This is a genomic window from Nocardia sp. NPDC058633, assembly GCF_042717045.1.
In the GTDB taxonomy this organism is placed as follows: domain Bacteria; phylum Actinomycetota; class Actinomycetes; order Mycobacteriales; family Mycobacteriaceae; genus Nocardia.
Window position 1 is genome coordinate 1 of sequence record NZ_JBHXRA010000035.1, and the last position, 20,886, is coordinate 20,886.

Sequence of the window (20,886 nt, forward strand, 5' to 3'; positions counted from 1 at the left end):
GCGCACCTCGGTGCGCAGGGCCCGGATTCGTGGGGGGAGTGGCGAATCAGTAAGTGTTCGGATCGTCGATTTTCGGCGCCTGGTCGGGCAGGTAGCTGTGCTTACCGTTCGAGCGGCTCTGCTGGTCGGCCAGTAGATCCCGGATCTGGATCAACAGTTCGTTTTCGCTGAGTTTCTCGTCGGCCTTGGAGAATCGCTTCTTCGCCATGGTCGCGGGCACCACCAGGACGAAGTAGAGGATCAACGCCACCAGCAGGAAATTGACCGCCGCGGTGATGATGGGCCCGATCTCGATGAAGGTGGCGGGTTTGTCCGCGACGAGCTGGAAGCCAAGGCCCATCTCGTTCGATCCGCCGAACACCGCGAGCAGCGGATTGATGATCCCGGTGGTGAACGCGGTGACGATCGCGACGAACGCCGTGCCGATGACGACCGCGACGGCCAGGTCGACCACATTGCCGCGGAGTAGGAAATCCTTGAAACCTTTGAGCATTGCCGATGTCTCCTTCGTGCAGGAGCCGGCCCTGGGCGCTGCGCTCCATGTCGAATGCTGCGAAACGGTGTGCTTGGTTCCTCTGTGATGCTAACCAGAGTTCGGGCAAATATCTCGCGAACTATGACGCAGTCGACAGACAAGCGTCAGTGGAAGACCACGGTCAGTGCCGTCCGCAACGAGGCGCCGGCGACAGCGGCGGCGTATTCGGCGTCCAAGGCGAGCAGGACCACCCGTTCTGCCCCGCGTCGGTCGCCCGTCGCGGTGACGAGCACGACCGCGGCGTCGGTGGCCAGTGTGCGTGCGGGCTCGGTCGACCTCGGCCCGCCCGTGTCCTCGACACCGATGACGTCTACCCGGTCGCCCGCACGCAACACGTCAGCGACCGCGGCATCGGCCAGCCGGATCGGCACGATCCGCGCGTCGGCACTGCCCGCGGCCGCGACGGCCAGTCGCGGGCCGACGACGCGCAGATCGGTGAAGGTCTCGCCGGCGTGCATGGCGCCGGTCAGCGTCGCGCCGAGTAGCGGCGCGGTCTCGTCGACCGAACCTGTTGGTAGCGAACGGGATTCGTGGTGACTGACTCGCAGGTCATCGGCGGTGAGCAGCCGGCCGGGTGCGAGATCACGGGCGGCCACGACCACCGCGACTCTCGCCCCACCGGGATCGCCACGCACGAACAACACCACGGCGACCACGGCCAGCACGGCGGCGGCGATGCGCCGGGCGAGCAGCGCGTCGGCCCAGCCCGGACGGTTACCGAGGGCGAAACGCCAGGAACTGCCACGTCCCAGATCGGCGAGACTGCGAGTCATGCCGAAAGCGTAGGGCTGTGGCGGAGCGGAAAAGCCGCCGAAAGTCCCGCCTGTGGATAACTACGGGGCTGTGGAGAACTGTTGAGAAATCAGCTGGCGGCGGCCGGAGCGGAGCTCGTGCTCGCACTCGACGACGAATCGCCGCTGCTGCTGGATCCGTTGCCGCTGGAACCGTTGCTGCCGCTGGTGCTCTCGGAGGAGGTCTTCGCGGGCGGTTCGCTCGCGGTGGACGCGCCACCACGGCTGTCGGTGCGGTAGAAGCCGCTGCCCTTGAACACGATGCCGACCGAGTTGAACAGCTTGCGCAGCTTCCCCGAGCACTGCGGACATACCGTCAGCGTGTCGTCGGAGAAGGACTGAACGATGTCGAAGCGGTTGTCACACTCGGTGCACGCGTACGAATAAGTTGGCACAGGATCCTCCGCAAGTCTCTCGTCGATCTAGCACTCTACCGCCGACACTGCCAACGCCGCGAATCGCCGTTTCATTCCGGCGAAATCGGGAGGTCGCGGCCCAGCTCGCGCAGCCCGCCGCTCGGGGTGAGCACCCAACCCATTCGCCGGTCGTGCGGTTCCTCGGGAAGTCGGTCGACCAGTTCATCGTCGCGGACGACGGCGATGAGCCGCACCTGCGCGCGTGCCGCGCCGAGCGTCCGGTCGTAGTACCCCGCACCGCGCCCGAGCCGCACTCCGCGCCGATCCACCGCGAGGGCGGGAACCAGGATTGTCGTCGCTTCGGCCACCACCGCCGGCGCCAGCGTCTCGGCAGTCGGTTCGAGCAGGCCGTAGCGGGCCTTGCGCAGCGAATCCGGGCCTTCGTAGCGCGCCCAGCTCAGCGGCCCGGGCTCGCCGGTCACCGGCAGTAATACCGTCGCGCCGCGCTCGCGCAGCGCGTCGAGCATGCGCAGGTCACCGGGCTCGCCGCGGACCGCCACGTAGGCGCACACGACGTCGCCGGGTCCGGCCAGGCCGGCTGCCGAGGCAGCGAGCGCGGCGGCGTCGACGGCGTGTTCGGCGGGGTCCACCTGTGCGCGAGTGGCCAGGATCTCGCCACGCCACGCATATTTGGTGCGCTCACCGGGCATTTCCACAGCGACCACCATAGTCTGCACAGGCGCGTGGCGATCCGATGTCCTTCGCGCACGGCCGCAGCGTTGGTGGAGGTACGCCTAAGCTCTTGCCGACGCCGGATCGTCGCGAGAGGCGATCGGACGGCACCGAATGGATAGGGTATGCGCATGACAGACAAGACTTCCGGTTTCCGCACTGCGGTGGTACCCGCGGCCGGTCTCGGGACGCGGTTTCTGCCTGCCACCAAGACTGTGCCCAAGGAGCTGCTGCCGGTCGTCGACACCCCCGGCATAGAGCTGGTCGCCGCGGAGGCCGCCGAGTCCGGTGCCGACCGGCTAGTGATCGTGACCTCGCCGGGCAAGGACGGCGTGGTCGCCCACTTCGTCGAGGACCTGGTGCTGGAGAGCACCCTGGCCGAGCGCGGGAAGTTCGCGCTGCTGGAGAAGGTCCGTAAGGCGCCGGGGCTGCTCGATGTCACCTCGGTCGTGCAGGAGGAGCCGCTAGGGCTCGGCCACGCGGTCGCTCAGGCCGAAGCGGTGCTCAACGACGACGAAATGGCCATCGCCGTCCTGCTGCCCGACGATCTTGTGCTGCCGTGCGGCGTACTCGAGACGATGAGCCGGGTGCGCCGCGAGCGTGGCGGTTCCGTGCTGTGCGCCATCGATGTGCCGAAGTCCCAGGTCAGTGCCTATGGTGTGTTCGACGTCGAGGAATGCGCCGATGGCGCCGAGACCGACGTGCTGCGCGTGAAGGGCATGGTCGAGAAGCCCGCCCTCGCCGACGCACCGTCCACCCTGGCCGCGGCCGGACGCTACCTGCTCGACCGGGTGATCTTCGACGCACTGCGCCGGATCGAGCCGGGCGCGGGCGGGGAACTGCAGCTCACCGACGCGATCGCCCTGTTGATCGCCGAAGGGCACCCGGTACACGTGGTGGTCCACCGTGGGTCGCGCCACGACTTGGGCAACCCGGGCGGTTATCTTCGAGCTGCTGTGGATTTCGCCCTCGAGCGGGAGGAATACGGCCCGCAACTGCGCGAGTGGCTGAAGTTTCGGCTCAGCCCGGAGTGGGATCCACAGTCGCCCCTCGCTTAAACGCGCCCAGGTCCAACGGCGCCCATAGATTCAGGAGCTCGATGCGCTCGGTTGAGGATCAGCTGATCAAGGTCACCGCGGCTGCGGTCGCACCCCGGCCGGTCCGGGTGGCGATTTCCGAAGCCCAGGGTTTGCTGTGCGCGGAAGACGTCGTCACCGAACGGCCGCTGCCCGGCTTCGATCAGGCCGCGATCGACGGGTACGCGGTGCGCAGCGTCGACGTCGCCGCCGCCGGTACCGATGTGCGCGACGAGGACGACCAGCTGATCGACCTCACCCTGCCGGTGGTCGGTGAGGTGGTGGCCGGTTCGCGTCAGCCCATCCGGTTGCAGCCGCGCCAGACTGTGCGCGTGGATACCGGCGCGCCCATGCCGACCCTGGCCGACGCGGTGCTGCCGGTGGAGTTCACCGACGGTGGGCGGGCCAAGATCAAGGTTTTCGAGCCGGTTCGCTCCGGTGACTACGTCCGTCGTGTGGGTGACGACGTGCAGCCCGGTGACGTGGCCGTGCGCGCGGGCACGATCATCGGCGCGGCCCAGGTGGGACTGCTCGCCGCGGTCGGCCAGGACAAGGTGCTCGTGCATCCGCGTCCGCGACTGTCGGTGATCTCCATCGGCGGCGAGCTGATCGACATCGACCGCACGCCGGGCCCCGGCCAGGTCTACGACGTGAACTCCTATGCCCTGGCCGCGGCCGCGCGCGACGCCGGCGCCGATGTGAACCGGGTCGGCATCGTCAGCGCCGATCCGCGTCGGCTGCGCGACGTGGTCGAAGGACAGCTGGTGCGCTCGGAGGTCGTGGTGATCGCGGGCGCGGTCGGCGGCTGGGCCTCGGATCAGGTGCGCGAGGCACTCGACGGGCTCGGCGAGCTGGAGGTCGACCGGGTCGCGATGCACCCGGGTTCGGTGCAGGGTTTCGGGCGGCTCGGTCGCGACGAGGTGCCCACCTTCCTGTTGCCCGCGAATCCGGTGAGCGCGCTGGTGGTGTTCGAGGTGATGGTCCGTCCGCTGATCCGGATCGCGCTGGGCCGTCGTCAGCCGATGCGTCGAATCGTGAGCGCGCGCACTATCACTCCCATCACCTCGATGCCGGGCCGCAAGGGTTATCTGCGCGCGCAGCTGCTGCGCGACGAGACGACCGGCGACTACCTGGTGCAGCCGCTCGGCAACGGCAACGCCGGCTCCTCGCATCTGCTGGCGACCCTCGCCGAGGCCAACAGCCTGATCGTGGTGGAACCCGACGACACCGATTTCCGTACCGGTGACGAAGTGCAGGTCGCGTTCTTGGCGCAGCGCGGCTGACCAGTGGAATCGATGAACGTATTCCGGGCCGGACAGCATCCCGGCTGGCCCGCCCGGCTGGGTCCGGTGATGGTGGCAGGCGGCAAGGTGACGCTGCGGCCGGTGCGATTTCGCGATGCCGCCGCGTGGAGCCGGATCCGGCTGCGCGACCGCGACCATCTCGAGCGCTGGGAACCGACCGGGCGGGGCAGCTGGGAGGCGCGTAATCACGCGTCGAACTGGCCGTCGCTGTGGACGAGCCTGAAGGCCGAGGCGCGGCGCGGGGCGATGATCCCGCTGGTCATCGAGGTCGACGGGCAGTTCAGTGGTCAGCTCACCATCGGCAATATCGTGCGCGGGGCGTTGCGTTCGGGCTGGATCGGCTACTGGGTGGCCAAGGATCTGGGCGGGCAGGGGGTCGCGACCGCGGCGCTCGCGCTCGGCCTCGACCACTGCTTCGGCCCGGTCGGCCTGCATCGCGTCGAGGCGACGGTGCGGCCGGAAAACCTTGCCAGTCAGGCGGTTCTGCGCAACGTCGGCTTCCGGGAAGAGGGCTTGCTGCGCCGCTATCTCGACGTGGACGGTGCGTGGCGCGATCACCTACTGGTCGGTCTGACTGTCGAAGAGGTTATGGGAACTGTGGTGGATCGCCTGGTCAGGGAGGGTCGGGCGGCACTGCCGTGAAATTTCTGTTACTCATGTGGCAGGTGTGCACGGCGCGCCTGCCACACGGGCGCGTTTGCCCGAATTAACCTACGGACGTCAGTGGTGCGTCCACAGAGGGACCACACGTAGGTGGGGACGGGAGGTGATGACCGCGATGCCGAATTCGATCCTGTGGATCGGACTGGTGGTGCTGTGGGTCTTCGTCCTGTTCCCGATCCTGGCGGACCGGCATCCCCGGATCCGCCGCACCACCGATGCCGCGCTCGCCACACGCGTGCTGCACCGTGGCGGGGCCGAACGACGGATCCGCATCGGCGCGGCAGGCGGTCACGAGAGTGACCCAGACTATCGACCCCGTGTGCTGCGTAAGCGCTCCCACCGAACTGATTCGGAGGATCGGATGACGACCGAAGAGCCCGTCACCGAAGACGACGACGACAAGCTGACCCCCACCGCCGAACTCGAGGCATCCGACTCCGAGGTGGACACCGACGAAGTCGGCGAGCCCACCGCGACAGCCGACCTCGATGACGACAGCGCCGAAGACACTGCGGCGCAACCGCTCACGGCGGAAGCCGACGAGGACCCGCCCGTCGCCGCGCGGATCCCGCCCGCGCCGCCGGCCCGACTCGACGACCTCGTGGCCGAGGAAGCCGAATTCGACGATGACGACGACGACTTCACGCCGTCACGTCGTGGTCGTGGCGGCTACGACCCCGAGGCCGACGCCATCGCCCGCGCCGCGCGCTACAGCTTCCGCCAGCGCGCGGTCATGGGTCTGATCATCGGCATGATCCTGTTCGCGGCGTTCGGACTGCTGCTCAACTCGATCTTCTGGTGGGCGTGCGGGCTGTCGGCCGCCGTGCTCACGGGCTACCTCGCCTATCTGCGCAAGCAGGTGCACGTGGAGGAGGAGATCCGCCGCAGGCGCGCGGCCCGCCTCACCCGCGGCAAGCGTCAGGAAGCCGCTGAGGCTACTCCCGAAGCGGCCACCACCCGTCGCACGATGGACCGCGACACCGCACGCGCCCTGCGCCGCCGCTCCACCCTGCTCGACACCGACGATGAGGACCCGAGGTTCGAGTTCCTCGAAATCTTCGATCCGGCTACTTCTCGCGCGCTTCGCAACCGGGTCGAAGACCTCGGTCAAGCCGTCGGCGAGTAACTGGTGTATCCATGCAAATCAGCAGGTCAGAGTACCGATTCGGTATCGGGGCGCAACCCCTGATACAGTGTCACAGCGCGGTTCACCAGGGCCGCACGGGGCTATAGCGCAGTTGGTAGCGCGTCTCGTTCGCATCGAGAAGGTCAGGGGTTCGATTCCCCTTAGCTCCACATATGTGCAGGTCAGACCATGTTTTTGGTCTGATTTGCGGGCTATGTGGTCACCAGTAAGTCACCACTAATTCAAATAACGAGTGTCCGGCGGGGTTCGAGTTGGGCAGCGTATTTCGAGCGGATTCGCGAGCGGTTTGAATCCGCTATCCGGTCACGCTCGGTTGAGGACATCGGTGGCGGCCTTGTGTGGGCGTCCACGTGCCATGTAGTGGCGTTGGATCATGGCAGGGTCGACGTGGCCGAGGATATCGGCAGTGACACGGGCCGACAGGCCGGCGTCGTCGAGGATGGTTGCCACGGCGTGGCGGAAACTGTGTGGGGTGATGTCCTCGGCGAATCCCAGGGCTTCACGGACACGCTGCCAGCCGTGTCCGACGTTTTGCGGGTCACGCAATGTCCCCACGGCTGAGGCGAACACCAGATCCAGGACCTCGATTCCGGGGTCCGGCGGAGAAGCTGGTCGCCGGTCCGCCATGGCGGTTTTGCGGAGTTTGAGCATTTCCACCGCGAACTCGGGCAGGGCGATGGTGCCGGTCCGGTTCTTCGGGTCGTCTTTCCTGGTCACACGGACCAGTCCTTTGCCTGCGATGCGGACGAGTTTGCCGGTGGGGCGCAGGGTCGTGGCGTCGAGGTCGATGTCGGTCCACAACAGTGCGAGCATCTGGGAGCGGCGCAAGCCGGTGGCGGCATAGAGGGTGATGGCGTCAGCGAGGTCGGCGCTCTCGCAGTACGCAGCGACGGTGGGTGGGGTGTAGGCCTTGACGGGTGTGCCGCGTTCTCGTTCTGCCTTGGCGAGCTGTCGCGGGCACGGGATCTGGGAGGTGCGTACGGCGGAGAGGATGTAGCGCAGTTCGTCGGTGGTGAGGTCGCCGGCGCCGCCGGTGCGGCCCTTGGCTTCGATATTCTTCGGCATCTGGACCTCGCGGACCGGGTTGACTTCGAGGGGGCTGGTGCGGACGGCGTAGCGGAACATCCGGAGAGCACGATGCACCCGGTGCGCATGTTCGAAGGGCCCCTGGCTTTTCCGACTTCGGTGAGGAAGGTTTCGACCGCTGAGGTGGTGACTTCGAACAGGCGCCGGTCGCCGAACGTGGTGGTGAACATTTTGGCGATTTCGTCGTAGCGGGCGATGGTGTTTGTGGTGCGGTCTTGTGCGATGAGGCTCGCGCGGTAGCGGATCCAGAGGTCGCGCACGGTGATGGATGTGGACAGTTCGCCGCCGAGGCCGACGGTGATGACGGCAGCAGCGGCCATGACGGCGTCGAGGGCTCGTTGGCCGGTGCGGTCGGGGATCGGGCGGTGGCGGGAGTCGAGCTTGGTCGGGGAGACACGAATGAGCTCGCGTCGTTTGCCGGAGGAGTCGCGGACCCGGACACGGGCTTTCCAGTGCCCGGGAGCGAGTTCGGTGAGCATCGGTTTGCCGGGGACCCCGAGGGGGCGGGGTGGTCTGCCGCGGGTCATGGGTACACCGATTGAGTCGGTTGTTGTGGATGGGGGGCTGTCCTTGGTGTGGTGTGGCAACGAAATCCCTTTCCGCTCGGTGAGTGGGGGAGCCGGCGTCGTCTGCGGGTGGAGTTCGGGGTTCAACCTCGCGCAGTGCGCGTCGACCACGCGGCGTCGGTCCACGTGACCTATGTCTGGGGAGGCGACTTCTCTGAATGCGCAGGTCTAGCGGCTGCTCCGACCATCACGGTGGCGGCGGCGGTCGACCGTGTGGAGGATTGCTATGTCGCGCGAGAGGCGCCGTGACCGTCTACCTGGCCCTCGCTAGCGCTCCGGGCCCTGATTCGGCGTCGTCGAGTAAGTCCCATTTCGGCGAGAGCGACGACGACTGCGAGATCTGTCACCGCGCCGACGAACTGTTCGGTGTGCGCGTCGACGGCCGCCCCCTCGCGAGCAAGGATGAAGCCTCCCGATCGGCCTGCGGCACCTTTGGGTATGCGTGCTCCCCGGGCGAGCGGAATGAAGCCAGGGTGGGACAGGTGCACCTGTCCGGCTTACAGTGCTCCCCGCCTGAGCGGGGATGAAGCCACCGCCGGCCCCATTGAAGGCAAGTCATGAGGCTGCATGCCGCTGCGGGAGATGCCGATGATGATCATCTCCGTGTCGTGGGTATCGGGCGAGTTCGGCCAGCCTGTGCTGAGGGATCGCATCGGCTGTAGGGCGTGCAGTTCTGATGTGCTGTCGCAGGTTCGTGTCCTCGGCAGGACGCACAAAACATGGGCAACTGGAAAACGCCTGGTCATCGCGGGTCACTACTCGATCTGAGCTCAGCACCTCTGATCGGTGCTACCATTTTGGTATGACTACCATGAGTGTCCGGATCCCCGACCACATCGCCGAGGGGCTGAAAACGGCAGCAGATGACCTGCACATCAGCGTAAATGCCGCTGTCGTGCAGGCCATCGAACAGTGGCAGGCCGCTCAAGGGCACCGTCGTCGCGTCGACACCGCACTAGCCGACATTCTCGGAGAGGACGCGGCGCTGCTCGAGCGGTTGTCCGACGCGTGACCGAATACCTTACTGTCGGCGACCTGCTGAAGGTCAATGCCGCAGTCCTCGGCGCTGAGCGGCCGGCCATCCGCGATGCCGGTCTGGTGGCGGCCGCTGTGGCACGGCCCGCAGCGACGGTCTTCGGCGAAGACGCCTATCCAGACTTGGCTGGCAAGGTGGCGGCCATGATGCATTCGATCGTGCGTTCGCATCCGTTCCTGGACGGCAACAAGCGCACCGGCTGGGTTGCCGCGCGGCTGTTGGCTCGTTTGAACGGCCACACGATCGCGTTAACCGAGAACGAGGCCTTCGATCTGGTCGTCGAACTCGCCACTGTCGACACCGAGGTGTCAGCATTGGCGAAGCGGCTGAAAGTCGAACCGATCACCTGATCAACTTGTCGACGTACCCATCGAGGTCGAGCGGCCCGTCGGCCAGGCTGGCTGTCGATACCCTCCGCCGCATTATCGACGCATGAGCTCGCGTCGTTTTCCGGAGGAGTCGCGGACCCGGACGCGGGCTTTCCAGTGTCCGGGCGTGAGTTCGGTGAGCATCGGTTTGCCGGGGACTCCGAGGGGTCGTGGTGGTCTACCGCGGGTCATGGGTACACCGATCGAGTCGGTTGTTGTGGGTAGCGGCTGTCCTTGGTGTGGTGTGGCAACGAAATCCCTTTTCGCTCGGTGAGTTGGGGAGCCGGCGTCGTCCGCGGGTGGAGTTCGGGGTTCAACCTCGCGCAGTGCGCGTCGACCACGCGGCGTCGGTCCACGTGACCTGTGTTTGGGGAGGCGACTTCTCTGAATGCGCAGGTCTAGCGGCTGCTCCGACCATCACGGTGGCGGCGGCGGTCGACCGTGTGGAGGATTGCTATGTCGCGCGAGAGGCGCCGTGACCGTCTACCTGGCCCTCACTAGCGCTCCGGGCCCTGATTCGGCGTCGTCGAGTAAGTCCCATTTCGGCGAGAGCGACGACGACTGCGAGATCTGTCACCGCGCCGAGGAACTGTTCGGTGTGCGCGTCGACGGCCGCCCCCTCGCGAGCGAGGATGAAGCCAGGGTGGGGCAGGTGCACCTGTCCGGCCTACAGTGCTCCCTGCCCGAGCGGGGATGAAGCCACCGCCGACCCCGTTAAAGGCAAGTCATGAGACTGCGTGCCGCTGCGGGAGCTGCCGATGTTGATCATCTCCGTGTCGTGGGTATCGGCGAGTTCGGCCAGCATCTGTGCTGAGGGATAGCATCGGCTGTAGGGCGTGCTGTTCTGATGTGCTGTCGCAGGTTCGTGTCCTCGGCAGGACGCACAAAACATGGGCAACTGGAAAACGCCTGGTCATCGCGGGTCACTACTCGATCTGACGCCCACGCACCGCCGGTACGGATAGGTCCCCGTTCCCATCTTCGGTGTGCCACAGCGGGGCACACCGAAGATGGGAACGGGGATGACCTGGGGATTTCTGTCGGGCAGCTGGTAGCGGAATCGGAATACGCGCTGTGCTCTTCTGCCGAAACCCTGCCGAGTCCGGCCACAATGTTGGGCAGTTCGACAGCTGCCTGATCCGGCTCAGCACCATTGCCGATTTTTCCCGACGGTTCACCAATGAACCACTAGCCGGTGATCACGCAGGTCGACCGGCTGCACTCGCGGTCGCGCCGACTGATTCCCGGTGTACGCGCGGCTCATCGGGTGGGAGCGGGGTGCGCGCGGCGGCGTAAGCGGCGACCAGTAGCGCTGCGGCGCTGAATAGCTGGGCGTTTCCGATGGCGTACCTGACGATCATTTCGACGAATCCGTCGCCCCGCTGAGGCAACTGACTGTAAGGCGCGGCGATGAATGCGATTGTCGCTGCGGCCAGCATGGGGCGCCATCTCCGGTACCGTGGTACCACCAGCAAAGGCACGAGGATGATCGCATACACCCAGTGGTGGGTCACCGCGATCGGAGCTGCCAGCAATGTCGCCAGCGCGATCACCGCCACCGCGGGCACGTGGTCGCCGGACAGTGTGAATCGGTGTGCGCTCCAGGCCGCGATGCTGACGACCGCCGCCGCCAAGACCAGCCACACCACGTCTTTGACTATCCCGTCCACGCCCGCGCGCGCCAGAAACCCGGTGATCGCTTGATTACGCTCATAGGCGTGGTTGCCCGCTCGGTCGGTATTGAAGAACTCGGTGGTCCAGAAGTACAGCGAATCCCGGGGAAAGAACACGAATCCGACTCCGATGGTGACGAGGAACGCTCCGGCGGCGCGGCCGAGCGCGGAGTGGTCACGTCGCATCAGCAGCACCAATCCGAACGCCGCCGGAGTGATCTTGATCGCTGCCGCGAGCCCGATACCGACGCCGCGTAATTTCCGGGGTGTGCGATCAAGGCAGTCTGCGAGCACCAGTGCCATCAGCACGAGGTTGATCTGACCGAACCCGAAGTTCGACCGAACCGGCTCGAGCAGCAACGCCGGCGCGAGGAGGGCGACGGTGAGCAAACCAGGCTTCGGAGCCGATAGGTGAGCCAGAACCGTCTTGAGGATCCACGCTAGCAACGACAGATTGATCGCCATCCATACCAGCTGCAGCATCGTCACGTCGAGTGCCGCCATCGGAGCGAACAACAGCGCTGCGAACGGAGGGTAGATGAACCGCAGTCCAGTTGTGGTGGGGAAATCCTCAGAGTACAGAGTGGCTCCGGTGAGGGACGCCAGTCCGGCATCGCGATATACCGACAGATCTATCTGGAAGCCGTCGCGGCCCTGACTTGCGAGCTCCAGGCACAGCGCCACCGTGGCGAGCGCCCCCAGCGTCCATACCGTCCTGAGGAACCAACGCCGCCGGGCAGTAGTGCGCAGCGCGCTCATATTGACCTGTCTCAGAACTCGCAAGGGTTAAGCCTCCTCGGTAACCGTAATATCTACTATTACGTTACAGTAGAGTTGGCCACCTCTGTCGAGCCGGTTGTACGGCCGACTCGGATCGAAAGGGTGGTCGGCAGCGGTCAGCTCGTTGTCGCTCGACCGACCCACGTCGTCGGGGGGCACTCCCGCGGGAGCTGGACACCGTGACATCATCGTGGCCGCGATAGTGACGGTTCCCATTCCGGCCAGGAGTTCCGCGGTGCACCAGGCAAGCCTTCAGGTAGTTCTGATGGCAAACTCCGATCAGCTCACCTGGACGATTGATTGAGCTCGACGTCGCGCCGAACGGTTGTATCTGCGAGTGAACGGTCTCGGTGTGCGGCCGAGGCTGCGGCGTAGCTGGTGATCAGCAGGATCGTGAACCAGGTGTAGGAGTTGCCGAGGAACTGTTGGGGCACCGTCCACGCGAGTTCGCGATCGGCGCTGCCGGGGACCAGAGCGAACGGCGCCAGGTAGAACAGTGCTGCTGTGAAGGTCGCCGCGCACAGCCACGACATCGCCGACATGCGGTCACGCTCCCAGCGCTCGACCGCGTATCCGCCCATCAGCACGATCGCGGGAGCCACCCACACCCAGTGGTGCGACCATGACGTCGGGGACGCCAGCAGCGCGAACGCGGCAATGAGCAGCATGCCGAGCGCGGCGCCCGAGCGGCGAATCACGAACCAGACCGTGCCGAGCAGCGCGAGTGTCAGCCCGACCCGAGCGACAGTCTGAGCCGGCTCGCCGAGATCGTATCTGGCGATGCTGGCCTCGAGTGTCTGATTGGTCAGGTAGGGCGTCCCACTCATCCATGACATCAGCTCGAAACCGTTGAACCAGTAGGTCATTGATGCATCCCAGTCGATAAGAAAGCCGACCGCGCTCGCCGTGAGGCCCGTCGCTGCGGCAACTGCCGCCGATCGGTAGTCCCTACGGGCCAGGAAGAAGAGTATGAACGCTACGGGGGTTAGCTTGACTGCGGCGGCTATACCCACAGCCATTCCGCGCGGCCATGGTGTTCGGCGAGCCAAGCAGTCGACCGCGACCAGGCCCATGAGCAAGAGATTCACCTGTCCGAAATGGAATGTCTGCCGCAGTGGTTCGAGCAGTAGCGCGGGGGCGGACGCGGCCCCCGCGATGGTCAGCGCGACCGGGACCGACAGCTGGGGCGCGATGGCGCGCAGCACAACGTATAGCGTGGCCACCAGGCAGGTGAGATTGAGTAAGAAGAGAGTCAGCACCGCCGCTGACCACGGCAGCACTGCCAGCGGGCTCAGTATGAGCACGGCGAACGGCGGATACAGGAACGGCAGGTGGACACCGGCGCTGGTCGGCGGCAACGTGCCGTAAATGTCCTGGCCGGCCCACCACGCCTCGACACCGAACCGGTACACCTCGAGGTCTTCATGCTGGACCCCGAGCAGATCCGACCACCAGCCGAGCAGAATCACCGACACCAGTGCACCGAATACCGCAACGATCAGGGCGACATCATGACGGGGGCGGGTCGCCACACAGCGACACCAATTCCGGATCCGGCGTGGAGTGAAACCGATAGCCATCCGCACGAATTGTGATGAGCGGGTTCGAGCGCCGACCATACGAGGCTCCGGTCGAACCTCGCCCGCTGCCCGGGGGTGGTGGGTGGACTGCATCTATGACCTGGCGATCTGGCGAACTTCGACGGCGGCCGGGGTATCGAGTGGCTCAGCAGTCGAGGTGACGAGTTGCGTGCTGGGATTTCGGGCGAACTCCAGGAAACGTGATGGCTGGCCGACGTGGGTCAGGTGGAGTTCGTGCATTGCTCTGGTACAGGCGATGTAGAGCATGCTTCTGTCCATTTCGTTGGCGTAGTTCGAGTCATCGGCGCTCGGGACAATCACCATGTCGAACTCCAGGCCCTTGGCGATGTGCGCCGAGGTGATGACGATGCCGGCGGCGAAAGTGGTGCTGTCGTAGCCGAGCAAACTCAGCGCGACCCCGGCCTCGGTCAGGGTGTGGTGTAGCTGTTGCGCTTGATCGACGGTCTTGCAGACGATGCCGAGGGATCGGTGATCGCTGTGGTGATATTGCTCGATCAGAGTCAGCAGCTGTGACTGATGGTCCTGCGGGGTCTCGCACGAGATGATCTGCGGCGGGTGGCCGTGGCGTTCGATCGGGATGAGTTTGTCGTTGCGGGAGATGTGTTGGGCGAAGTCGGTGATCTCGGTCGTGGAGCGGTAGCTCTTGCACAACTCGAGGCAGTCGGCGTCGGGGAAGATGGTCTGAATCGTCGACAGCGATGAGGAGCTGAACGGGTTCACCGATTGGTTGGCATCGCCCAGGATCGTCATCTTGCAGGAGAACAGCGCACGCAGCACGGCGTATTGGATGGGGGTGTAGTCCTGCATCTCGTCGACCAAAAGATGACGGATGTGACCGAAGTACTCCTGGCGTTCGGTGCTGACGATGGTGTAGATCAACGGGAAGACGTCGGCGTACTCGATCTTCCTGCGGCCCAGTGGCTTGAACAGGGATCGGCGGCCGGGATCGGCGTAGAACGCTTTGTACAGGGCGAAGGCGTCTCGATAGGGGAACATGGCGCGGACCTGCTTGCGGACACCGGTCGTGTCGGCGCCGGTCCACTTGCCGCCGCGGTCGCCCACCTCGTGTTTGAGCCGATTGACCGCGATGTCGGCCAGCCGATCGAGGCGGGCGAAGATCGGCAGGCTCGGCAGTTCGTCGAATGCGTCGGCGACCCATTCGGCAGCAACGCGGGTGTGCTTCTGTGCGATCTCCGTGGGGGCGAATTCCTGTGCGCGGGAACTGATCCAGGCATCGAGTTCGGCGACGAATTCAGGAGTGGCTTTGTATCGCATGCGGGCGGTCGCGGCCTCGTCGACCCCGTCGAGCAGGGCGATGACTTGTTCGCTGAAGGTCTCGTAGTCGGTGAGCTTGGCCAGGAACTTGTCGGCGATCTTGTCGAAGCCGATCTCGGCGACCTGTTGCTCACCGAGTTCGGGTAGTACGTTGGCGATGTAATCGCCGAAGACCTTGTTGGGGGACAGGATCATGACATTGTCCGAGGTCAAGGTGTCTCGGAAACGGTAGAGCAGGAACGCGACCCGGTGCAGGGCGATCGAGGTCTTCCCCGAGCCCGCGACCCCCTGCAGGATCAGCACGTGGGCTGTTTCGTTGCGGATCACCGCGTTCTGTTCGCGCTGGATGGTCGCGACGATGTTCTGCATCTTCTTGTCGGCGGACCGGCTCAGCTCGCGCTGTAGCACGTCGTCATCGATGTTCAGTGCGCTGTCGAGCATGTACTCCAAGCGCCCATCGGTGATCTTGTACTGGCGTTTGCCCGCGATCTCGCCGCGCACGACGCCGCCGGGCGACTCGAAAGACGCTGCCCCCGACTCGAAGTCGTAGAACAGACTCGAGACCGGGGCCCGCCAGTCGTGAATCCGGATCTCCTGGGTTCCGGGATCGAAGAAGGTGTGCACGCCGATGTAGAAGATGTTCGCGCTCGCTTCGCCGCTGGTGTGGAAGTCGACGCGACCGAAGTACGGGGTCTTCAGCAGTCGCTTGACCCGTTCCCTGGTCAGCACGGCGCGCTCACCGAGCTTGACCGACAGATCCACCGAGGTGCGGAAGTCGGCCTTCTCTGCGAAGTCCATGTTCCGGCGGTTCTCCCACAGGAACTCCTTGCGATCCTGGATATCCTTGGCGGCCTTGTCGATCGAGCCGCCGAGTTGTTCGAGCTCCTTGGTCAGCAGTTGGACGGTCTCGGCAAGATATAGGTGTTCTTGCTGTTCATCGGGCACTTGCACAGTGGTCATCGTCGTCTCCGGGGCCGAAAGGGGGACGGATCAGTCACCGATCGGGAGGTCGGGCAGAAAGCTCCACAGCTCCCGCACGTGGCTGTACGTGCGAGCGGGCAGCGCCTCCAGCACCTCGAGGATTTCGCCGGGTACGTCCTCCTGGATGGCGGCCGTGAGGATCTGCTGTCTGGTCCGAGGCTCCGCGAAGAGGTGGCCGATTGCGTCGATGATCGTCATTCGCGTGATGGTGTTCGCGTGGGGTGCATTAGTCACCTCGCAAACCCTACCCTCGCGTGAGGGTATGTTTGTAGGGGTATCGGCTACTTTCGGGAGCTGCAAGGTCCGCCGGTGAGGTTTGCCCGACTTCGGCAGCAGGATCGGCCGCCGAGGCTGGGCGCGGTTGTGGTTTGACCAGCGCCGTGACGAGAACGAGGGCGATGGCGAGCAATACGTAGGTGTTGCCGACCACGTGCTGCCATGGCGCCCAGCTCATCTCCTGGTCGCCGCCACCCGGAAGTAACTTGTGGGGTCCGATCGCGAACACGATCGTCGTCACGACGACGGCGGCGAGCCACCCCTGGCCAGCACGCGTCCGTAGAGTGGCGAGACCGGCGATGGTGAGTAAGGCCACCGGAAACCACACCCAGTGATGCGACCACGAGATCGGCGAGATGAGCAGCGCGAGGATCGCGTTGCACGACAGGGCCAGCGTGGGAATCGTCGCGCTCGCTCGCATAGCGACCACGGTCAGCACCAGCAACGCTGCGGTGGCGCCCAACCACACGAGCGTGAACACAGGCTCCGGGACCGAGAGCCGGGCCAGTATCGCCTGGATCGATTGGTTGGTGTGGTACGGCGAGCCGCTGAGTCCGGAGACATCGCCGAGCCCGCCGAACCAGTACGTCATCGATTCGCGCGGCAGGATCGCGAAGCCGATGGCGGTGGCGACAGCGCCGGTCACCGCGGCGGTGGCGGCCGCGCGGTAATCCTTGCGGATCAGGAAGTACAGCACGAATGCCGCGGGAGTCAGTTTGATGGCCGCGGCAAGGCCGACCAGCATTCCGCGCCGCCATGTCGGCTTGGTTGTCAGGCAATCCGCGGCGACAAGGCCCATCAGGATGAGGTTGATCTGGCCGAAATCCAAAGTCGCAGCGACAGGTTCGAGGAGGAGCAGTAGGGGAGCCACGGTGGCGGCGATCCACGTCGCCTTGTCGCGCGGGTGTGCCCACATGCGGCGGGCGGCGAGATACACGGCGGCGGCCAGTGCTGCGGTGGAGATGGCGAACAGCGCGAATGCGGCCGCGCTCCATGGCAGAAGCGCCAAGGGCGCGAGCACGATCGCCGCGAACGGTGGGTAGATGAACGGCAGGCTTATCCCGGCAGAGGTGGCCGGTAGCGAGGTGTACAGCCCGTTGCCCTCACGCAGTGATTGGATCCCGATGCGGTAGACCTCGAGGTCCAGGAAGCCGCCGTTGATACCGGCGAAGGACCAGTTGGGCACTAGCAGACATGCCGCGATCGTGATGGACAGGAGCGGGGCAATCCAGAGCGCGCGGGAGATATGCGCGGTTTCGGTGCGGCGCCCGGTGTCGTACCGGCTCAAGGGATGCGGAACAGATAGTTGCGTGCGGTGGGGCTCACGTGCGAGCACCGCTGCCACTGGTCACCGTGCCATCGGTACATCGCGTACCCGTGAGAAGCCATCAGGTCGACGACATCGGCGGCGCGGTGGCCATATTTGGCAAGGTGACGTTCTTCGATCTCGAGCATCCAGACGGGGCGATGTCGCGCGAGGACGGTGTGTGCTCCGCGCAGCATCGCGTACTCGGCGCCTTCGATATCGACCTTGATCACATCTATTTGATTCACACCGTGCTGCTCGGTCAGTTCATCGAGTGTTGTTGTCGTCAAATTGATCCGGCGATCTCGGTCGAACTCACTGTTCGGGCCGTGGTGTGCTGCTCCATGCAGCATGAACGCGCGACCGCAGACGGGCATCCGGTGTCGGTACGGAACCGAGAGTTGCGTATCGACACCCGACGTGCTGGATACGGCTGCCCAGATCGGCTGCAGTGATGGCGCACGCAGGGCAGTCGCGAGACGCTGTAGCCGATTGGTCAACCGCGGGTTCGCGTCGATCGCCAAAGTTCGGCCGTGTGGCCCCGCGGCTGCCGCGAAAAGTGTCGAGTACAGGCCGTAGCCGGCTCCGATATCGAGACACACTGCGCCGGGGTTGACGAGCTCGGCCAGTTGCGCGGCTTCTGTTTCGATGCACGAGGCCCGTGGAGACAGCCAGGACAACACGCCCGCCGCAGCCGAGAGCCGTGTCGAGCACGGCCCGGAGGGGCGGGGCTGATCACCGGATCCGGGGAGTGTGATTGTGCCGGGTTCTGCCCCCGACCAGCGTGTGGCTGAATTGGCCGAGTCCGGTCGCATTCGCTCGGCCCGATCGATCGGGCCACGACCGTGAGTGTCGCCCACAATGCCTCCTCTTTGCCTCACCCTACCCATACGTAAGAGGAGAGTTGTGTAAAGTCAAAGTAATGGAGTCCTATGGTGTGGTCAAATTCGCACCGTGGTTGCGCCGATGCGGAGTCGCGGTAGTACCGGCTGGGCGACCCTGTGGTAACTCTACTGTTTCGTAAGGGTAATGTTCGGTGAGGATGGTTGCCCGGCTGCCCTGACCGTCTGCACGCGCAGAGCCAGCGCTTCTCGAATGGATTGAACGACTGCCATGAATCATTCTGTGAACGTCGCGGCCGCGACGAGTGACTCGGCTGAGCTGGGTGCCGACCCCGTGTCGGCGAAAGTTCCCCGCACAGCATTGCTGCGAGGTGTGATCAAGGCTGCTCGACCACGTCAATGGATCAAGAATTCTCTCGTGCTCGCCGCACCGCTGGCCGCGGGATCTGTCACCGATCTCGATGTCCTCGCGCACGTGGGTGTGGCCTTCGTGGTGTTCTGCATGGCTGCGTCCGGCGTCTATCTGGTCAATGACGCCTTGGATGTGGAAGCTGACCGGGCGCACCCGACCAAGCGACTGCGGCCCATCGCGGCGGGGATCGTGCCGACCGGACCGGCGTACGCACTGGCAGCAGTTCTATTCGTGGGTTCGATTGCAGGGTCGTTCGTGGCGAGTTGGCAACTGGCCGTGGTCATTTCGGTCTACATCGGTGTCCAGCTGGCCTACTGCTTGGGCGTCAAGCATCAGCCGGTGCTCGATATCTGCGTCGTGTCCTCGGGATTTCTGCTGCGCGCCGTCGCTGGTGGCGTAGCCGCTGGGATCCCGATGTCGAAGTGGTTCCTGCTGATCATGGCCTTCGGGTCGCTGTTCATGGCAGCGGGTAAACGCTATGCCGAGCTGCAGATCGCCCTCGCTACCGGCGCCAAGATCCGCAAATCCCTCGAGTACTACACCCCCACGTACCTACGGTTCGTGTGGACTCTCGCGGCCGCGGCCGTCGTGGTCTTCTACGGGTTGTGGGCGTTCGAACAGGACGACGCCCGCGACACCGCGTGGTTCGGGATCTCGATGATTCCGTTCACCATGGCAATTCTGCGATACGCGATCGATGTCGACGGTGGCGCGGCGGGGGAGCCGGAGGAACTCGCGTTGGGGGACAGGGCGCTTCAGGTTCTCGCCCTCGCATGGATCGCAGCGGTGGGAACAGCTGTCTACCTGACCTGATGGCGATGAACGACAATTGTCCGTAGCGAGGTTGGAGTTGCGATGAGCGCTCGATTCGAAGAACTGGGATGGCGGCAGACTTCGATGGGAGAGATCAGTCTGCGTCGCCGGTTCGACCCGACCGTGCGGGCCGATGTGTTCGAGGTCAAGCTCGACGACGAGTTCCTCATGTCGAGCCTGTTCACCGTCGCCGAGCGCGAGCTCGCCCGCCTTGGCCTGCTGCGAACGCCGGGCAGCGACCTGGACGTGGTCGTCGGCGGGCTCGGGTTGGGCTACACGGCGCGAGAGGCATTGGAAGACAGTCGCATTCGGACGTTGACCGTGATCGAGTTCTCCGATGCCGTGATCGACTGGCATCGACGCGAACTCCTGCCCGACACCGCCGGGTTGGTTACCGAGCCCAAGGTGTCGCTGCGATGCGCCGACTTCTTCGCCACAGCGGCTGATGCGGAGGGTTTCGATCCGCACAGTCCTGGCCGGACCTTCGATGCGGTCCTACTCGATATCGACCACTCGCCGCGCCATGTTCTGCATCACCCACATACCGCCTTCTATACCCGGGAAGGGTTGCAGCAGCTGTCTGTTCATCTGAGGGCCGGTGGCACATTCGCGATGTGGTCGGATGAGGCGCCCGACCCGGATTTCGTCGCGATCCTGGCGGATGTCTTCATCGATGTGGCTGCTGAGCGGGTGTTTTTCGATAATCCACTGACTCGTGGCCAGGCATCGGCCACGATTTATCTCGCGACCAGAGCATGACATGACCCTCGCCATTCTGCGATACGGTGCCGCGGTAAGTGGCTCCGCTGCACATCTGCCTGACGGTATCGAGACCAGTTGAGGCTCAATCGGATTCCGTTCGCTGATGCCGAGCGGAGCGCGTGCGGCGGGGGTCGATCACAGCGGCCAGCGGTGGTGCCCAGCGTCGGGCGAGCATGGCAATCGATAGGCCGATCAAGGTGCCGACAAGTAGTCCAGCGGCCACGTCGTGTGGGTAATGCGCACCGACGTATACCCGGGAAGCCGCCATGGCGATTACGGCGAGGGCGGCAATCGCCGTCAGTCGCTTGTCGACGAACCACAGCGAGGCAACGACCGCCGCGGCGACCGCGCTGTGGTTGCTGGGAAAGGAGCAGGTAGGCGTGAGGGAATGTGAAACAGGGGCGTGGTTGTGAACTGCTCCCCGGAAGTTGGACTGAGAAATTCAGATCCGACCTCCGGGGAGCAGTTTCATGCGTGCGCGAAGTTCGTTGTCCGAGGAGCAACG

22 protein-coding genes and 1 tRNA gene are annotated in these 20,886 nt (G+C 65.0%); 11 read left to right on the forward strand and 12 right to left on the reverse strand.

Annotated features, from left to right (window positions below; all coding sequences use genetic code 11):
* Positions 1-46: 46 nt before the first annotated feature.
* The 4 genes from mscL to ACFWUR_RS29120 form a co-directional block, all read right to left on the reverse strand.
* Positions 47-493, reverse strand: a complete 447-nt coding sequence (mscL, locus tag ACFWUR_RS29105; RefSeq protein ID WP_378911100.1) for a large conductance mechanosensitive channel protein MscL — start codon at positions 491-493, stop codon at positions 47-49.
* A gap of 146 nt (positions 494-639) precedes the next feature.
* Positions 640-1,308, reverse strand: a complete 669-nt coding sequence (locus tag ACFWUR_RS29110; RefSeq protein WP_378911101.1) for an SAF domain-containing protein — start codon at positions 1,306-1,308, stop codon at positions 640-642.
* Positions 1,309-1,397: 89 nt separating this feature from the next.
* Positions 1,398-1,721 (reverse strand): FmdB family zinc ribbon protein, encoded by a 324-nt coding sequence (locus tag ACFWUR_RS29115; RefSeq protein ID WP_378911102.1) that lies wholly within the window; start codon positions 1,719-1,721, stop codon positions 1,398-1,400.
* A 71-nt stretch (positions 1,722-1,792) separates the two neighbouring features.
* A complete protein-coding gene (locus ACFWUR_RS29120; RefSeq protein WP_378911125.1) occupies positions 1,793-2,392 on the reverse strand; it encodes a 5-formyltetrahydrofolate cyclo-ligase in 600 nt (199 codons plus the stop codon).
* Between the two features lie 153 nt (positions 2,393-2,545).
* Here ACFWUR_RS29120 and ACFWUR_RS29125 point away from each other — a divergent pair, with 153 nt between their 5' ends.
* From ACFWUR_RS29125 to ACFWUR_RS29145, 5 genes are all read left to right on the forward strand, one after another.
* The gene (locus ACFWUR_RS29125) at positions 2,546-3,472 is read left to right on the forward strand and encodes a UTP--glucose-1-phosphate uridylyltransferase (protein WP_378911104.1); all 927 of its coding nucleotides are present in this window, start codon (positions 2,546-2,548) and stop codon (positions 3,470-3,472) included.
* Positions 3,473-3,513: 41 nt separating this feature from the next.
* Positions 3,514-4,773, forward strand: a complete 1,260-nt coding sequence (glp, locus tag ACFWUR_RS29130; RefSeq protein WP_378911105.1) for a gephyrin-like molybdotransferase Glp — start codon at positions 3,514-3,516, stop codon at positions 4,771-4,773.
* Between the two features lie 12 nt (positions 4,774-4,785).
* A complete protein-coding gene (locus ACFWUR_RS29135) occupies positions 4,786-5,436 on the forward strand; it encodes a GNAT family N-acetyltransferase (RefSeq protein ID WP_378911106.1) in 651 nt (216 codons plus the stop codon).
* Between the two features lie 136 nt (positions 5,437-5,572).
* On the forward strand, positions 5,573-6,583 hold the full coding sequence (glpR, locus tag ACFWUR_RS29140; protein ID WP_378911107.1) for a gephyrin-like molybdotransferase receptor GlpR: 1,011 nt from the start codon (positions 5,573-5,575) through the stop codon (positions 6,581-6,583).
* A 97-nt stretch (positions 6,584-6,680) separates the two neighbouring features.
* Positions 6,681-6,753, forward strand: a tRNA-Ala gene (locus tag ACFWUR_RS29145).
* A gap of 154 nt (positions 6,754-6,907) precedes the next feature.
* On the opposite strand, the gene ACFWUR_RS29150 is transcribed toward ACFWUR_RS29145, so the two are convergent.
* Positions 6,908-7,729 (reverse strand): tyrosine-type recombinase/integrase, encoded by an 822-nt coding sequence (locus ACFWUR_RS29150; RefSeq protein ID WP_378911108.1) that lies wholly within the window; start codon positions 7,727-7,729, stop codon positions 6,908-6,910.
* A gap of 1,094 nt (positions 7,730-8,823) precedes the next feature.
* On the opposite strand from ACFWUR_RS29150, the gene ACFWUR_RS29155 reads away from it, so the two are divergent.
* The 4 genes from ACFWUR_RS29155 (at position 8,824) to ACFWUR_RS29170 (ending at position 10,357) form a co-directional block, all read left to right on the forward strand.
* A complete protein-coding gene (locus ACFWUR_RS29155) occupies positions 8,824-9,024 on the forward strand; it encodes a hypothetical protein (RefSeq protein WP_378911109.1) in 201 nt (66 codons plus the stop codon).
* 34 nt (positions 9,025-9,058) lie between these two features.
* On the forward strand, positions 9,059-9,268 hold the full coding sequence (locus ACFWUR_RS29160; protein WP_378911110.1) for a hypothetical protein: 210 nt from the start codon (positions 9,059-9,061) through the stop codon (positions 9,266-9,268).
* Positions 9,265-9,642 (forward strand): type II toxin-antitoxin system death-on-curing family toxin, encoded by a 378-nt coding sequence (locus ACFWUR_RS29165; protein WP_378911112.1) that lies wholly within the window; start codon positions 9,265-9,267, stop codon positions 9,640-9,642. Before ACFWUR_RS29160 ends, ACFWUR_RS29165 begins: the two co-directional genes overlap by 4 nt.
* Before the next feature lie 493 nt (positions 9,643-10,135).
* Complete coding sequence (locus tag ACFWUR_RS29170) at positions 10,136-10,357, forward strand: hypothetical protein (RefSeq protein WP_378911113.1); 222 nt, start codon at positions 10,136-10,138, stop codon at positions 10,355-10,357.
* A 502-nt stretch (positions 10,358-10,859) separates the two neighbouring features.
* Here the strand turns inward: ACFWUR_RS29170 and ACFWUR_RS29175 are convergent.
* The 6 genes from ACFWUR_RS29175 to ACFWUR_RS29200 form a co-directional block, all read right to left on the reverse strand.
* Complete coding sequence (locus tag ACFWUR_RS29175) at positions 10,860-12,092, reverse strand: glycosyltransferase 87 family protein (RefSeq protein WP_378911114.1); 1,233 nt, start codon at positions 12,090-12,092, stop codon at positions 10,860-10,862.
* A 305-nt stretch (positions 12,093-12,397) separates the two neighbouring features.
* A complete protein-coding gene (locus ACFWUR_RS29180; protein WP_378911116.1) occupies positions 12,398-13,645 on the reverse strand; it encodes a glycosyltransferase 87 family protein in 1,248 nt (415 codons plus the stop codon).
* Between the two features lie 141 nt (positions 13,646-13,786).
* A complete protein-coding gene (locus tag ACFWUR_RS29185; RefSeq protein ID WP_378911117.1) occupies positions 13,787-15,949 on the reverse strand; it encodes a HelD family protein in 2,163 nt (720 codons plus the stop codon).
* 30 nt (positions 15,950-15,979) lie between these two features.
* Positions 15,980-16,168: a DUF2795 domain-containing protein gene (locus tag ACFWUR_RS29190; protein WP_378911119.1), complete on the reverse strand. Its 189-nt coding sequence runs from the start codon at positions 16,166-16,168 to the stop codon at positions 15,980-15,982.
* 46 nt (positions 16,169-16,214) lie between these two features.
* Positions 16,215-17,432, reverse strand: coding sequence for a glycosyltransferase 87 family protein (locus ACFWUR_RS29195; protein ID WP_378911120.1), 1,218 nt, complete (start codon positions 17,430-17,432; stop codon positions 16,215-16,217).
* Positions 17,433-17,530: 98 nt separating this feature from the next.
* Positions 17,531-18,442: an FkbM family methyltransferase gene (locus ACFWUR_RS29200; protein WP_378911122.1), complete on the reverse strand. Its 912-nt coding sequence runs from the start codon at positions 18,440-18,442 to the stop codon at positions 17,531-17,533.
* Positions 18,443-18,665: 223 nt separating this feature from the next.
* Here ACFWUR_RS29200 and ACFWUR_RS29205 point away from each other — a divergent pair, with 223 nt between their 5' ends.
* A complete protein-coding gene (locus ACFWUR_RS29205) occupies positions 18,666-19,619 on the forward strand; it encodes a decaprenyl-phosphate phosphoribosyltransferase (RefSeq protein ID WP_378911123.1) in 954 nt (317 codons plus the stop codon).
* 168 nt (positions 19,620-19,787) lie between these two features.
* Entirely contained in the window at positions 19,788-20,378 is a 591-nt protein-coding gene (locus ACFWUR_RS29210; protein WP_378911124.1) for a spermidine synthase, read from the forward strand.
* A gap of 85 nt (positions 20,379-20,463) precedes the next feature.
* Here ACFWUR_RS29210 and ACFWUR_RS29215 read toward each other — a convergent pair whose 3' ends face one another.
* On the reverse strand, positions 20,464-20,823 hold the full coding sequence (locus tag ACFWUR_RS29215; RefSeq protein WP_378911127.1) for a phosphatase PAP2 family protein: 360 nt from the start codon (positions 20,821-20,823) through the stop codon (positions 20,464-20,466).
* Between the last annotated feature and the right edge of the window lie 63 nt (positions 20,824-20,886).

Coding starts and splice junctions, on each gene's coding strand:
- mscL (WP_378911100.1), bottom strand. CDS start 493: ATGCTCAAAGGTTTCAAGGATTTCCTACTCCGCGGCAATGTGGTCGAC.
- ACFWUR_RS29110 (WP_378911101.1), bottom strand. CDS start 1,308: ATGACTCGCAGTCTCGCCGATCTGGGACGTGGCAGTTCCTGGCGTTTC.
- ACFWUR_RS29120 (WP_378911125.1), bottom strand. CDS start 2,392: ATGCCCGGTGAGCGCACCAAATATGCGTGGCGTGGCGAGATCCTGGCC.
- ACFWUR_RS29125 (WP_378911104.1), top strand. CDS start 2,546: ATGACAGACAAGACTTCCGGTTTCCGCACTGCGGTGGTACCCGCGGCC.
- glp (WP_378911105.1), top strand. CDS start 3,514: ATGCGCTCGGTTGAGGATCAGCTGATCAAGGTCACCGCGGCTGCGGTC.
- ACFWUR_RS29135 (WP_378911106.1), top strand. CDS start 4,786: ATGAACGTATTCCGGGCCGGACAGCATCCCGGCTGGCCCGCCCGGCTG.
- glpR (WP_378911107.1), top strand. CDS start 5,573: ATGCCGAATTCGATCCTGTGGATCGGACTGGTGGTGCTGTGGGTCTTC.
- ACFWUR_RS29150 (WP_378911108.1), bottom strand. CDS start 7,729: ATGTTCCGCTACGCCGTCCGCACCAGCCCCCTCGAAGTCAACCCGGTC.
- ACFWUR_RS29155 (WP_378911109.1), top strand. CDS start 8,824: ATGCCGCTGCGGGAGATGCCGATGATGATCATCTCCGTGTCGTGGGTA.
- ACFWUR_RS29160 (WP_378911110.1), top strand. CDS start 9,059: ATGACTACCATGAGTGTCCGGATCCCCGACCACATCGCCGAGGGGCTG.
- ACFWUR_RS29175 (WP_378911114.1), bottom strand. CDS start 12,092: ATGAGCGCGCTGCGCACTACTGCCCGGCGGCGTTGGTTCCTCAGGACG.
- ACFWUR_RS29185 (WP_378911117.1), bottom strand. CDS start 15,949: ATGACCACTGTGCAAGTGCCCGATGAACAGCAAGAACACCTATATCTT.
- ACFWUR_RS29190 (WP_378911119.1), bottom strand. CDS start 16,168: ATGACGATCATCGACGCAATCGGCCACCTCTTCGCGGAGCCTCGGACC.
- ACFWUR_RS29200 (WP_378911122.1), bottom strand. CDS start 18,442: ATGGGTAGGGTGAGGCAAAGAGGAGGCATTGTGGGCGACACTCACGGT.
- ACFWUR_RS29205 (WP_378911123.1), top strand. CDS start 18,666: ATGAATCATTCTGTGAACGTCGCGGCCGCGACGAGTGACTCGGCTGAG.
- ACFWUR_RS29210 (WP_378911124.1), top strand. CDS start 19,788: ATGTCGAGCCTGTTCACCGTCGCCGAGCGCGAGCTCGCCCGCCTTGGC.